Raw genomic sequence first — 13,666 nt, forward strand, 5'->3', positions numbered from 1 at the left:
GGAGATCACTTAGTCTGTTGCAGCGCATCATCCAAGCGTCCGAGACTTTCGTCACGCCCGAGAGCGCAAAGAGTTCGTGCGATATCGGGCGAGGTCGAACCGCCCGTCAAGGCGGCGCGCATGGAAGGTCCTATTTTTCCGAAACCTACGCCTTCTTCCTCGGCAAAAACCTTAAGTTCGGCTTCAAGGGCGAAGACATCCCAGCTTTGGAAAAGAGCCAGACGTTCACGCAGTCGTGAAATTCTCTGCCCGCTTTCGCCTTGCAGCAAACCGGCCGATTTCTCGTTGAGCGCGAGTGGACGCGCCTGCAACACGAATGCCGTTTGATCCGCCAGCTCGGGGATGGTCTTGGCGCGATCCTTGACGAAAGGCATGGCCCGCAGCAGCCGTTCCTCGTCGTCCGGCTCCAGGGTGCGGCCGCGCGCCAAATGGGCGTCGAGCGTCAGTTTGGCGAGGCGGTCGTCGTCCGCCAGCCGCAGCCAGTGGGCGTTGACGTGGGCCAGTTTGTCGAAGTCCAGGCGGGCGGGCGCTTTGTTGACGCCCGCCAGGTCGAACCAGGCGAGGGCCTGTTCGTCGCTGAACAGTTCATCGTCGCCGTGCGCCCAGCCCAGACGGGCCAGATAGTTGCGCATGGCTTCGGGCAGATAACCCATGTCGGCGTATTCGTGCACGGCCTGGGCGCCGTGGCGCTTGGACAGCTTGGCGCCGTCGGGGCCGTGGATCAGGGGGATGTGGGCGAAGGTCGGTCGGGCCCAGCCGAGCGCGTCGTAGATCAGGCTCTGGCGGGCGGCGTTGTTCAGATGGTCGTCGCCGCGGATGACGTGGGTCACGCCCATGTCGTGGTCGTCCACCACCACGGCCAGATTATAGGTCGGCGCCCCGTCGGAACGCAGGATGACCAGGTCGTCCAGCGACGCCGATTCCCAGCGCACCGTCCCCTGCACGGCGTCCTCGACGACGACGGCCTGATCCAGCGGCCGACGGAAGCGCACAGTGTGCGGCTTGGCCAGGTCATCGACGCTGGGCTCGCGGTCGCGCCAGGGCGAGACGAAGTCGCGCCCCTCGGCCTTGGCCTGGTCGCGCAGGGCCGTGGTCTCGTCGGCCGTCAGGAAGTCGCGATAGGCGTGGCCTGTCGCCAGCAGCTCATTGATCACCTCGCGGTGGCGGTCGGCGCGGCCGAACTGGAAGACGGGCTCTTCGTCGCCGAACAGCTCAAGCCAGGACAGGCCGTCAAATATGGCCTTCACCGCCTCGTCCGTCGACCGCTCGCGGTCGGTGTCCTCGATGCGGATCAGGAATTTGCCGCCGCGTCCCTTGGCGTAAAGCCAGTTGAATAACGCGGTTCTCGCCCCGCCGATATGCAGGTAGCCTGTGGGCGAGGGGGCGAAGCGGGTGACGACGGTCGATGAAGGGGAGGTCATAGAGGCAGCATCCATAGGGCAGGGTCTTATACGCCCGCCTGTGGGGAAGCGAACCCTTATGGCCCGGTTATTTGCCAGCTTGCTCGCGGACGCGCGGGCGCAGGCCGAACGCTGGCCGCTATGGTCGTCCGTCTGCTTTGGCGCCGGGTGCGCGGCCTACTTCGCTCTGAAGGGCGAGCCGGCGACCTGGCCGCTGGCGCTGGGCGCCGTCGTCCTGCTCGGCGCCTGGATCATGGGGCGGGCCAGAGGCCTGCCGCGTTGGGCGATCCTGATCCTGCTGATGCTGGCCTGTTTCGCGGGCGGACTGGCGGTGGCCAAGCTGAGAACAGAGACTGTGGCGGCGCCGATCGCGCTCGCGGACATGGCGCCCACCCAGGTCGAGGGCTGGGTCATCGACGTGGACTCGTCCGGCCAGAACGGGGCGCGCGTCGTGGTGGCGCCGGCGCGCGTGCGGGGTCTGACGCCTGAGCAGACGCCCGAGCGGCTGCGCGTGACGGTGAAGGGGGCGCCGCCGCCGCCGGGCGCGCCGATCCGGGTGTTCGGCATCCTGAACCCGCCGCCGCCGCCCGCCAGCCCCGGCGCCTACGACTTCGGCCGCAACGCCTATTTCAAGGGGATGGGCGGAACCCTGTTCGCCCTGGGGCCGACCCGTCCGGCGGTGCTCGCCCCGCCCCCGTGGCGGGTGAGGGCGGCGATGAAGGTCAATGCCGTCCGCTATGCCCTGGCTGCGCGGATCGTGGCGCGTCTGGGCGAGCGGACCGGCGGAGTGGCGGCGGCCATGACGACCGGTCACGAAACATGGATTCAGGATCCGGATCTGGACGCAATGCGCGATTCCGGGCTGGCGCACATCCTGTCGATCTCGGGCCTGCATATGGCGGTCGTGGGCGGCTTTGTCTTCTTTGCGGCCCGCCTTCTGGTTGCGGCGTGGCCGTGGCTGGCGCTGCGCGTCTCGGGCAAGAAGGCGGCGGCGATCGCAGGGTTGATCGCGGTCGGGACCTATCTCGTCATCTCGGGCGCGCCGCCGCCGGCCGAGCGCGCCGCGATTACCGCGTCGATCGCCTTTCTGGCGATCCTGACGGATCGGCAGGCGGTGACCATGCGGGCGCTGTCGGCGGCGGCTTTTGTCGTGCTCTTGTTGCGGCCAGAGGCGGTCGTGACGCCCGGGTTCCAGATGTCGTTCGCGGCGACGGCGGCGCTGGTGGCGCTTGTCGAGGTCTGGCCGCGCCGTATCCGCGAATTCGCCGCGCCCTGGCCTATCGTCGCCGCGCAGCGGTTCGGCAGTTGGCTGATGGCCGCCTGCGCCGCCAGCCTGGTGGCGGGCATGGCGACCGGACCGTTCGCCATGCAGCACTTCAATCGCACGGCCGTCTACGGGCTGATCGCCAATATGGCGACGGCGCCGCTGGCGGATTTCGTCATGATGCCCGCCCTGGCGCTGGGCGCAGCGCTGGAGCCTTTGGGACTGGGCGCGCCCTTCCTGTGGGTGGCGGGTCAGTCAGTCGACGCCATGCTGATGATCGGACACTGGGCGGCCAGTCTGCCCGGCGCCGTGAAGGCGATCCCCAGCGCTCCTGCGGCCGCCCTGCCGGTCGCCTTTCTGGGCATATTGTTCATGTGCCTGTGGCGGGGGCCGTGGCGGTTTCTGGGCTTGCCGTTTGCGGCGGCTGTGCTGATCTGGCCGCGCCCGGCCCCGCCGGATATCTGGATCGGCGATGGTGGAGCGAATGCGGCCTATCGGCTCGAAAGCGACGCGGTCGTGGTGCGGCCGGCAGTGCGCCAATTCGCCAGCGACCTTTGGTCCCGGCGTCGAGGGCTGGAGCCGGTCGCACGGTCGCCCGAGGGCTGGACCTGCAAGCGTTCCTACTGCGCGCCGGACGGCGAACCGGGGCCGCTGGCGCTGTGGTGGGGCAAGGCGGCGCCGACGCCCGAGCAGCTGGATCAGATGTGCCGTAGCGCGCAGGTGATCAGCGTGCGCGCCGTGATCACAACCCTGCCGTCGTCGTGCCAAGGGCGGCTGGTGCTGGACGGCGCCGACTATGCGCGCGGCGGTTCGGTGGAGTTATGGCGCGACGGCGCCGGCGGCTGGCGCGCCCTGTGGGCGGCGGAAGTGCGGGGACGGCGACCGTGGAGCGGTGGAGGAGCAGAATAGGCGCCGTCTCTTAATCCCGCTCATCCCGGCGGACGCCGGGATCTAGTAAGAGATACGCGTGCTGTCGCTGGCCAGATGAGGCGAGGGGACAATCAAACGGCCCCGTTTGAAGCCAAAGCACTGGGTCCCGGCGTCGGCCGGGATGATCGGAGTTTATAGGGCTGCGCCTCAGTGATACCGGCGCAGCAGGCCGACCAGCTTGCCTTGAACCTCAACCTGATCAGGGCCGAAGATGCGGGTCTCATAGGCGCTGTTGGCGGGCTCCAGGGCGATGGACTGGCCCTTCTTTCGCAGGCGTTTGAGCGTGGCCTCTTCGCCCTCGACCAGGGCGACGACGATTTCGCCGGAAGAGGCGTTCTCCACCCGCTTGATGATGACCGTGTCCCCGTCGAGGATCCCGGCCTCGATCATGGAATCGCCCTCGATTTCCAACAGGTAGTGTTCGCCGGCGCCCAGCATGGACTCCGGGACCGGCAGGCGCTCGCGTTCGTGCTGGATGGCGGCGATCGGGGTGCCGGCGGCGATCTTGCCCAACAGGGGCAGGTCACGAACGTCGTTGGCGGCCTCGGCCGCGGCCGGGCGCGGGCCCAGGCCGCCGCCCTGGATCACGTCGGGCTTGAAGGGAGCGCGCCCCTTGGCCGGAGCAGCGGTCGTCGCCTGTTCCGGCAGCTTCACGACCTCCAGCGCGCGAGCGCGGTGGGCCAGGCGGCGGATAAAGCCGCGTTCCTCAAGTGCCGTGATCAGGCGGTGGATGCCCGACTTGGACGCCAGGTCCAGCGCCTCCTTCATCTCGTCGAAAGAAGGCGACACGCCCGTCTCGCGGATGCGCTCATGAATGAACATCAGGAGTTCGTGCTGTTTCTTCGTGAGCATGGCGGCGAATCCAGAACAAGGCGTGAACCGTTGGTGATGTTCTGTAAGTGTTCTGGTTAAAAGTCAACTAACGTCACGCTTGAGGCCCTCAAAGCAGAAACCCGCGCCTGCCGTTCGACGGCGGGCGCGGGCTTCAGGGCTGGCGGAACCTGACCTTAGCGGGCGGGCGTCGCCGGAGCGCCGTCCTTGTAGCGCTCGAACCACTCGATCATGGCGTTCATCCGGGCCGCGTTCTGGGACGGGCGCACGGCCAGGCTGTGGCCGACGCCGGGGATCTTCACCAGGGCCGTGGGGACGCCGCGCAGTTGCAGGGCGGTATAGTACTGCTCAGACTCGCTGACCGGGGTGCGGTAATCCTCGTCGCCGACGACGACCATGGTCGGGGTCTTGACGTTGCCGACCAGCGACAGCGGCGACCGGCGCCAATAGGCCTCCGGGTTCTCCCACGGGAACTCGCCGAACCAGTAGCGGGCGAAGAAGGCCGGGTTGTCGGCCGTGAGCACGAAGCTGGCCCAGTCGATGACGGGCTTCTGGACCACGGCGGCCTTGAAGCGGTCGGTCTTGCCGACGATCCAGCTGGTCAGCACCCCGCCGCCCGAGCCGCCGGTGACGAACAGGCGGTTGGGATCGGCGACGCCCTGGGCGATGACGGCGTCCACGCTGCTGATCAGGTCGTCATAGTCGTTCGACGGATAGTTGTGGTGGATCAGGTTGGCGAACTCGTCCCCATAGGAGGTCGACCCGCGCGGGTTGACCGACAGCACGGCGTAGCCGGCAGCCGCGAACAGCTGGTTGTCGGTGGCGAAGTGCGGGCCGTAGGCGGCGAACGGGCCGCCGTGGATTTCCAGCACCAGCGGATAGCGTTGCCCCTCGACATAGTCGGCTGGAAGGGTCAGCCAGCTTTCGACCGCGCGCTGATCGTGAGACGAGGCGACCTGGATGCGGCGCACCTCGCCCAGACGCCGGGCGCTGAGGAAGTCGGCGTTGAGGCGCGTCAGCTGGGTGCTGCGGCCGCCCTTTAGCACATGGACGTCGGCCGGGCGTGTGGGCGTGCCGCGCGTGAAGGCGATGGCGCCGTCGTCGGCCACGGTGAAGTCGCCGCCGGTGTAGGGACGGCCGAAATCGTCGCCCGTCAGGTCGTCGATGAGGGGGGTGACGGCGCCGTCCAGCGAGACGCGGGCGACCTTGGTGCGGCCCTGATCGTCATAGGCGACATAGACCGAGCGGCCGTCGCGGCTCCACACCGGTGATTTGACCGACCGGTCCAGGTTCGCCGTCAGCACCCGGCTGTTCGCGCCGTCGGCGTCCATCACATAGAGGCGGGTGTTGTGATAGCCCATCCGCTTGTCGTCATAGCCGAGATAGGCGATGCGGCGGCCGTCGGGCGAGGCGACGGGCTGGTTGTCGGGACCGGCGCGGCTGGTCAGGGCGGTCAGGCCGCCGGTCTGCACGTCCAGGGCGAAGACTTCGCTGTCGGCGGCTTCGCGCTGCCAGTCGGGGCGACGGTTGGCGCTGAGGTACAGGGTGCGAGAATCAGCCGACCAAGACAGGCCGCCGCCGTGATTGAAGTCGCCGTGAGTCAGTTGGCGCGCGCCGCCGCCCTGGGCGCCGACGACGAAGACGTGACGGAAACCGGGCTTGAGATAGCCCTGACCGTCCGAGCGATAGGATACGGTGTCGATGATCTCCAGCGGCGGGGCCCATTTGGCGCCTTCCGGTTTGGCCAGAGGCGAGCCGATCTTGGGCTTGTCGCCGGGCACCAGGACCGAATAGGCCAACTGCTCGCCGTTGGGCGACCAGCTGATGCTGGACGGGGTGTTCGGCAGGTTGGTGACGCGCACCGATTCACCCGACGCCATCCAGCGCACGAACAGCTGGGGCGCGCCGCCCTCGGCGTTCGAGATGTAGGACAGGCGCGTTCCGTCCGGCGACCAGCGCGGCTGACGGTGGGAACCGGCCGAGGCGACCAGCGGCGAGTGCTGGCCCGTCTTCACGTCAATCAGCCAGATGGTCGGACGCATCTGATCGGTCATGATGTCGGCCGTCTGGCGGACATAGGCGATCCGGCTGCCGTCGGGGCTGATCTGGGCGTCGGAGGCGACCTCCATGCCGAACAGGTCCTGGGCCGTGAACAGGCCTCGGTCGGCGGCGGGCAGGGCGGTCTGACCGGCCGGCGCCGTCTGGGCCGGCACCGTTTGGGCCAGCGCCGGGGCATGGGCGCTAAGGATCAGGGCGCAGGCGGCCCAGGCGAACTTGTTCATATGAATCCCCCTCTGAACTGACAGGGATCATAGGAAGACGCGAGGCGACGACAAGATACGGAAAAGGCCGCCGGAACGAATCCGACGGCCCGTTTTGATCCGAATCCCGAAGAAGAATCAGAACTTGAAGCTGGCCCGCAGCAGCAGGGTGTAGCGGACGTAGTCTTCCAGCAGTTCGGCGTCGCCGGTGATGGCCAGCATCCCCAGCTCGTTGCCCACATTCAGACGGAAGCCCAGGATCGGGCCGCCGCCTTCGATGCTGGCGGGCGTCAGAGTGAAGGCGTCGCCGCCCGAGGCGAAGCGGGCGATGGTGGTCCCGGCGTCGACCGAGAAGTTCTGACGCCAGCCCAGACGGACTTCCGGGCGGATCCAGCCGTCCTTGCCGAAGCCGTAGCCGATGTTGACGGCCGCCACGCCCGAGAACAGGTGGCCGTCGCGCTCATCGATATCCAAGTCGAAGCCGTCGCCGCCACCGCGTTCGGAGCGGGCGTCCTCGCTCAGCGAGAAGTATTCGACATAGGCTTCAGGGCGGACGTTCACACGACCGAAGTGACGTTCGTAAGAAGCCCCGCCCGCTGCGGCCAGGGTGAAGCCGTGCCAGTCGGATTCATTCTTCAGGTTGACGCCTTCGGCGACCAGTTTGCGCGTCGCGCTGAAGGAGGCGTAGCCGCCCGCCGCGCGCGCCCAGGTCGACCAATACTGCCCTTGGGCGCGCCAATAGAGGCCCAGTTCCAGCAGGTTGGCCGACAGCACTTCTTCAGCGGCCGATTCCGGGTCTTCCAGATCGGACGAGGTGAAGGCGGCGGTGAGGCCAAAGGCGCCCATCGAGGTGCCGCGCTCGACGCCGCCCGCCAGGCCGAAGCCCTCCGAACGGAAGCCGTAGGTGTCGGTCTTGTCCTTGTCGGCGTAGAAGTTGATCTCCTGAACCCAGGCGCTGGTCTCGCCCGGCGTCGCCGCGGCGTTGCGGCCGGTCAGGGCGCGGGTCACGGCGTCGACGCCGCTGGCCAGCGACAGCAGGGGGCCGCCCGAGTGCTCGGGCAGCAGTTGCTGATAGACGTTGAAGAAGCCTTCCCGATCCGTCTGGTTCAGCAGGGCCGCGCGGATGATCTCATTATCGGCCAGCCCGGCGTAGAGCACGTCGTAGGCGGCGGCTTCCGAGTTGATCATCTTGGCCTCTTCGGCCGTGATCCTGCGGGCGTCGATCGACAGTTCGTTGCCGGTCACGTCGCCGATCTCGACGACAAAGGCGTACGGAGAATTGGACTGCAACTGCTCGGACGTAAGGTCTCCGGCGTTCAGGTCGCCGGCCTTGATCACCTTGAAGCTGGTCGTGCCTTCGGCTGCGATCAGGGAGTTGAAGCGCACGCCCAGGCTGCTGGCGCCCGCCAGGTCGGCCGAGCCGGACACGTTGTAGCGGAACTCGTCGGCCGTCGCCTCGTCCAGGGTCACGATCAGCTTGCCGTCTTTGCCGACGTTCAGGCTGGAGATATCCAGGCTGGTGGTCTGCTGAGCGTCCAGGACCCCCTTGGAAATGTCGATGTCGAGCTGGCCGTCGTCGTTCGACAGCTTGCCCTTGACCACGGCGCCGCCGCTGATCGACAGGCGGTCGGCCCCGGTCCCGAACGAGATGTCGCCGTTCACCGTGCCGTTGCGCAGATCCAGCACGTCGGCACCTGAGCCGAAGCGGATGTCGCCGACGATCCCAGGTTCATTGGCGTCCGGCACCCCGTCGCCGTCAGCATCAGGCAACTTGTTGTCCGGGATGACCACGCCGTCCTGGACGAAGGTCACGCCGGTCGTATTGGCGCTGACGTCCACGGCGATGGCGGAACCGGTGCGCTCGACATCCTTTTCGGGCGTGACGACGGCGATGATGCGACCGGTGTTGTTGATCGTGGAAAGCGTGCCGGATTCGTCGCGGATCGCCACGGCGGAACCCTTGGACCCGTTCAACGCCACGGCGATGTTGCCCGAGTTCGAGATCGAGCCGACGTTGGCGCCGCTCTGGATCAGGACGCCGCTGGCCGTGTCGGCGTCTGAGGTGGCGATGGAGCCCTGGATGGCGCCGCTGTTGAAGATGGTAGGCAAGGAAGCGCCGCTGCCGACCAGGACGGTGCTGCTGTTCGCGGAAACGGCGGACGAGACGATGGTGCCTTCGTTGCGGAAGCCGCCGACGACCGTCACGTCCTGCCCCGTGCCGCCGATCTGAACGGCCTTGGCGTCGACGTCCTTGTAGACGCCGGCTGCTTCGATGGAGCCGCGGTTGATCAGGCCATAGGCCGAATCGCCCGTGCCGGCCGCGCCAAGTGTGATCGCGCTGTCGGATGAACCGACAAGCACGGCCGCCGACCCGCCGAACGAGCGGATGGTAGCGGTCGTTTCCTGGGCGTCGGGGATGCCGTCGCCGTCGCGATCGTCGTCTTCGCGGTTCTTCTTGCCGTCGCCGTCGTCGTCCTCGTCGCCATTCTTGACGCCATCGCCGTCGTCGTCGCCGTCGATGCCGCCCGAGCCGTAGGACGGGGCGGTGTCGAAAACGACGCCCTTGCCGACATCGCCGGCGATTCGCACAGCCGGGCCGCCCTGCAGCAGGTCGTCCGCATCCAGGTTTTCGAGATAGGTCTGGCCGGGCCACGGTTCGCCCGTCGTGGGCTTGGACGGCGGGGCCGTGGTGTAGCGATAGCCGGTGGCGGTCACGGCGCCTTGAATCTTGACCTGGCCGCCGACATCGCCGTCGATGGCCACGCCGGTCGAGTTCTCGCCGACCACGCCGATGCCGCCCAGCAGGGTGACGTCGCCGCTGACATCGCCGGTCGTGCGGACGCCATAGCCGTTGTCGCCGATGACGTTGATCTGGCCCAAGCTGACGATATTGCCGGTCAGGGGCGCTTCGACCGACAGACCGGCGGAATTGTTGCCCTCAACCCGGATCGAACCGGAGTTCTCGATCCGAATGTTGCCCGTCAGGGGCGAAGCGCCGGTGACGCGAACGCCATAGCGGTTATTGCCCTCGGCGAAGGGACCGTCCAGGTCGCCGTCCTTGTCGTCGTCCTTATATTCGTCGATCGCATCGGTGATGGTGATGGGCCCGCCGATGGTGATGTCGCCGGTGTTGCCGCCGTTGGCGAGTATGCCCGTGGCGCCGTCGGCGGCCTTCAGCATGTCGATCTTGGAGCCGGCGTCGAGTTTGACGCTGTTGCTGGAATCCAGCGTCACGGCTGCGCCGGAGGTGACCGCGATGGAGCCGCCGTTGGCGATCCGCACGTCGTCGCGGGCGCCGTTATTGGCGGTCGAGGTGCTGATCGGCGTGGTGCGGCCGTTCGAGATGACCTGTTCGGCTTGGGCGCCGGCCGCAACCATCAGGGGAGCGATCGCTACAGCGGTCGCGAGCAGAATACGCATCGGTAGGAAACCCCTCGTGGTCGCACGCGCAAGGACTGAGCCGACCCTCCTAACAGGGTCCGCACCCACATGCCCCAAATTTCTTGAATTTGAGGCGATTGCAAGGCCTGGCGTTAGGCGGCTGAAGCTGAACGGCAGATGAAAACCACAGCGAGGCCGGGATGCAAGCTCGGCCTTGTGCGCTTCCGCCTTGCAGCGTAGCCGGGGACGGATATAGGGCGGAAAATCTGCAGGATGCTGATTTGCACCGTCCCGCATCCAAAGTCGGAGCCTTGGCGTTAGCGTGAAGAAGTTCAGCGGAAAGGCCCCAGGCATGAGCGTTAGCCCGATCAACGTCCAGGAAAGCGAACTGCGCCTGTTTCCGGGCTTGGATGACGAGGTCGCTGCGACCCTTCGCGCGCTGAAGGCTTGCGCGGCCCAGGATCGCCCCCGGCTGGTGGACACCACCATGCTGTTTGCGCCGCGCTCGGGCGGGGTGAAGCGTTACCTGCTGTCCAAGAAGGCGTGGCTGGCGGACAACCGCCCCGACGTGGCGCACAGCCTTGTCGTGCCCGGCGCCGGCTATAAGGCGAGCGCCGACGGCGTGGTGCGGCTGCAGGCCCCCAAGCTGCCGTTCGGCGACGGTTATCGTTGGCCCGGTTCGGTGCGTCGTTGGGGCGCCTGGGTGTCGTCGCTGAATCCCGCGCTGATCGAAGCGGGCGATCCCTATACGCCGGGGCAGGGCGCGCTGGAGGCGGGCCAGAGGGTCGGCTGTCCGGTCGTGGGTTTCTGTCATTCGGACCCGGCGAGTCTCGCGGCCCTGCATTTCGGCGAGTGGGCCAAGAAGCCGGTCGAGAAACGCTGGGCCAAGCTGTTCTCTCAGTTCGATCGCGTCGTCTCGCCCAGCCGCTTCATTGCCCGGCGGCTGGAAGAGGCCGGCGTCGGCGGCATCGTCGTGCGCCCGCTGGGCGTGGAGGTCGATACCTTCCATCCGGATCGTCGCGATCGCGACTGGCTGCTGAAGAAGCTGGGTCTGGGCGCCGACGCCCGCCTGCTGTGCTTCGCCGGGCGTCCGGCCAAGGAGAAAAACGTCGGCGTGCTGATCGACGCGGTCCAGCGTCTGGGCGCGCCCTATCATCTGGTGCTCGTCGGCGCGGGCGCCGGGATGCCGCCGGAAGATCGGGTGATCTCCCTGCCGTATGAGAAGGACCCGCGCGCCGTGGCCCGCATCATCGCCAGTTGCGACGCCTTCGTGCACGCCAATGACAAGGAGCCGTTCGGCCTGATCGTGCTGGAGGCGATGGCCTGCGGCAGGGCCGTGGTCGGCGTCAACGCGGGCGGCGTGGCCGAGACGGTCGATGATAGCGTGGGGCAACTGGCCGCCTCGGCCGACCCGGTCGACTACGCCGCAGCCATTGAGGCGCTGTTCGCCCGCGACGTAGAGGCGCTGGGCGCGGCGGCGCGGGTCAAGGCGGTCGAGCAGTTCGCCTGGAACCGCGTGTTCGAGGACCTGACCATGCTGTACGGCGAACTGACCGGGCAGGCCGCCTTTGTCACGCCGCGAGAGCGACTGCCGCTCAACTAGGGCTTGGGATGGACTGAACTGCGGGCGTGCGAAAGCGGCGCTTGCGGTCGGTTTCGATTTTCAGGAGAAGAGGGAAGGGCGGTGCGCCACTCCCTCAAAGCCTTGAGAGGAGTGGCGCGAGTGACGGGGCTCGAACCCGCGACCTCCGGCGTGACAGGCCGGCACTCTAACCAACTGAGCTACACCCGCGTTCCCATCCGAAGCGACTGTGCGCCCCGGCGAGGGGCGTCGTTTAGGCGGGGCTGCGCCGAAGGTCAAGCGACCTGGCTGTGGATAAATCAAATCATCTTGTCGGAGCGGCTGCGGCGGCCTGAGGCGGGGCGGCGGGACCGGCGATTCCGCCGTCCGCCGGAAGCTGAGAGGCCGTGGCCGGCGGGGGCGGTTCGTAGTGCACGCCCACGCCCGGCCCTAGCGGCAGGTCCAGCGCCACCCAGGCCGCCACCATGATCAGGCCCGCAACCAGGAAGGCTCCGGCGTAGGGCAGCATGGTCGCCATCAGCGATCCCAGGCCGAATCTCGGATCCCAGCGCTGGGCGAAGGTCAGGATCAGCGGGAAGTAGCTCATCAGCGGCGTGGCGATGTTGGTGACGGAATCACCCATGCGGTAGGCGGCGGTCGTCATCTCCGGGCTGATGCCCAGAAGCATGAACATGGGCACCACGATGGGCGCCAGAGCCGACCACTTGGCCGAGGCCGAGCCGATGAACAGGTCGAAGATGCAGGACACCAGCACCACCATGATCAGCAGCAGCGGCGTCGGCAGGGCCAGTTCGCGCAAGGAGGCGGCTGCATTGACCGCCAGGATCGGTCCCAGGCCGGACCAGTTGAACATGGCGACGAAGTGGGCGGCGAAGAAGGCCAGGACGATATAGGGCGCCAGTTGGCTGATCCCCTCGCGCATCATCCGCACCAGGTCGTGGTGGCTCTTGATCGAACCGGAGCCCGCGCCGAAGGCCGCGCCCGCCATGAAGAAGGTCAGGGCGAAGAAGGCCACCAGCGAGCGATACAGGGGATTGAAGCGCTGCTCCGGCTCGGCGTCGGCGTCGACAAACGGGGAGCCGGGCAGGAAGGTCACCGCGGCCCAGACGGCGATCATCGCCAGGATGGTCAGGCCGGCCCAGGCCAGGCCGCGCTTCTCGGCGGCGGTCAGGGGCGTCTTCTCCTCGGCCGCGACCGGGGCGGCGTCGTGTGGGCTCCAGGCGCCCAGGCGCGGCTCGATGACGCGGTCGGTCAGGAACCAGACAATGGGGGTGAAGACAATCACCACCCCGACGATGAAGAACCAGTTGCCCGCGATGCTGACGGCGTAGGACGGGTCGATCAGATGGGCCGCCGGCTCGGTGATGCCCAGGATCAGGGCGTCGCTGGCGCCGGGGAAGAGGTTGCCCGCATAGCCGCCCGACACGGCGGCGAAACCAGCGGCCAGGCCCGCCAGCGGATGGCGGCCGGCAGCGGCGAAGATGACGGCCGCCAGTGGAATCACCACGACATAGGAGGCGTCCGACGCGTGGTGCGACACCATGCCGGTGATCACCACGATCGGCGTCAGGATGAAGCGCGGCGCATTCAGCAGCGCGCCTCGGATCGCTGTCGAGAACAGGCCGGTCCGCTCGGCCACCGAGGCGCCGTAGATGATGGTGATGACGATCCCCAGCGGCGGGAAGTCGGCCAGGGTGCGCGGCATGCCGATGAACAGCCGCTCCAGATTGGCGGGCGACAACAGGCTTTGCGCCTGCAGCACTTCGCCGGTCACCGGGTTGACGGCGGACCAGCCCAGGCCGGCCCCGACCAGGCTCAGCACGACCAGACCGAGGATCAACCATAGGAACAGGAAGACAGGATCTGGCAGCCGATTGCCGATACGCTCGACGGTGTTCAGCAGGCGGGCGGCCAGGTTCATGCGCAAGCTCTGGGTTCAGGATAGACGACAGCGCATTTCGCGGATCACCGGCATAGGAGGCAATCGAAAGGGCTGCGGCAAATCGCGCAAAGAACT

The 13,666-nt window shown here is 67.5% G+C and carries 7 protein-coding genes and 1 tRNA gene; 2 read left to right on the forward strand and 6 right to left on the reverse strand.

Annotation, left to right across the window (positions count from 1 at the left end; all coding sequences use genetic code 11):
* Positions 1–5: 5 nt before the first annotated feature.
* Positions 6–1,421, reverse strand: coding sequence for a glutamate--tRNA ligase (gene gltX / locus DA69_RS03725; RefSeq protein WP_025977400.1), 1,416 nt, complete (start codon positions 1,419–1,421; stop codon positions 6–8).
* Positions 1,422–1,479: 58 nt separating this feature from the next.
* Here gltX and DA69_RS03730 point away from each other — a divergent pair, with 58 nt between their 5' ends.
* Positions 1,480–3,573 carry a ComEC/Rec2 family competence protein gene (locus DA69_RS03730; protein WP_035302247.1) on the forward strand — a complete coding sequence of 698 codons (2,094 nt, stop codon included), beginning with the start codon at positions 1,480–1,482 and terminating at the stop codon, positions 3,571–3,573.
* A gap of 168 nt (positions 3,574–3,741) precedes the next feature.
* Here DA69_RS03730 and lexA read toward each other — a convergent pair whose 3' ends face one another.
* The 3 genes from lexA to DA69_RS03745 all read right to left on the reverse strand — a co-directional run bounded on the left by lexA (position 3,742) and on the right by DA69_RS03745 (position 10,106).
* On the reverse strand, positions 3,742–4,446 hold the full coding sequence (gene lexA, locus DA69_RS03735) for a transcriptional repressor LexA (protein ID WP_025977398.1): 705 nt from the start codon (positions 4,444–4,446) through the stop codon (positions 3,742–3,744).
* A 155-nt stretch (positions 4,447–4,601) separates the two neighbouring features.
* A complete protein-coding gene (locus DA69_RS03740) occupies positions 4,602–6,707 on the reverse strand; it encodes an alpha/beta hydrolase family protein (protein ID WP_025977397.1) in 2,106 nt (701 codons plus the stop codon).
* 117 nt (positions 6,708–6,824) lie between these two features.
* On the reverse strand, positions 6,825–10,106 hold the full coding sequence (locus tag DA69_RS03745; protein WP_025977396.1) for an autotransporter outer membrane beta-barrel domain-containing protein: 3,282 nt from the start codon (positions 10,104–10,106) through the stop codon (positions 6,825–6,827).
* A 313-nt stretch (positions 10,107–10,419) separates the two neighbouring features.
* Here DA69_RS03745 and DA69_RS03750 point away from each other — a divergent pair, with 313 nt between their 5' ends.
* Positions 10,420–11,670, forward strand: a complete 1,251-nt coding sequence (locus DA69_RS03750; RefSeq protein ID WP_025977395.1) for a glycosyltransferase — start codon at positions 10,420–10,422, stop codon at positions 11,668–11,670.
* 112 nt (positions 11,671–11,782) lie between these two features.
* Here the strand turns inward: DA69_RS03750 and DA69_RS03755 are convergent.
* Together DA69_RS03755 and DA69_RS03760 are read right to left on the reverse strand one after the other, a co-directional pair.
* Positions 11,783–11,859: transfer RNA gene (locus DA69_RS03755), tRNA-Asp, on the reverse strand.
* A 94-nt stretch (positions 11,860–11,953) separates the two neighbouring features.
* On the reverse strand, positions 11,954–13,570 hold the full coding sequence (locus DA69_RS03760; RefSeq protein ID WP_025977394.1) for an AbgT family transporter: 1,617 nt from the start codon (positions 13,568–13,570) through the stop codon (positions 11,954–11,956).
* Between the last annotated feature and the right edge of the window lie 96 nt (positions 13,571–13,666).

This window comes from Brevundimonas naejangsanensis (assembly GCF_000635915.2).
Taxonomy (GTDB): Bacteria; Pseudomonadota; Alphaproteobacteria; order Caulobacterales; family Caulobacteraceae; genus Brevundimonas; species Brevundimonas sanguinis.

Bases quoted from the DNA above. Each gene is read 5' to 3' on its own strand.
- gltX (WP_025977400.1), bottom strand. From the start codon at position 1,421: ATGACCTCCCCTTCATCGACCGTCGTCACCCGCTTCGCCCCCTCGCCC.
- DA69_RS03730 (WP_035302247.1), top strand. From the start codon at position 1,480: ATGGCCCGGTTATTTGCCAGCTTGCTCGCGGACGCGCGGGCGCAGGCC.
- lexA (WP_025977398.1), bottom strand. From the start codon at position 4,446: ATGCTCACGAAGAAACAGCACGAACTCCTGATGTTCATTCATGAGCGC.
- DA69_RS03740 (WP_025977397.1), bottom strand. From the start codon at position 6,707: ATGAACAAGTTCGCCTGGGCCGCCTGCGCCCTGATCCTTAGCGCCCAT.
- DA69_RS03745 (WP_025977396.1), bottom strand. From the start codon at position 10,106: ATGCGTATTCTGCTCGCGACCGCTGTAGCGATCGCTCCCCTGATGGTT.
- DA69_RS03750 (WP_025977395.1), top strand. From the start codon at position 10,420: ATGAGCGTTAGCCCGATCAACGTCCAGGAAAGCGAACTGCGCCTGTTT.
- DA69_RS03760 (WP_025977394.1), bottom strand. From the start codon at position 13,570: ATGAACCTGGCCGCCCGCCTGCTGAACACCGTCGAGCGTATCGGCAAT.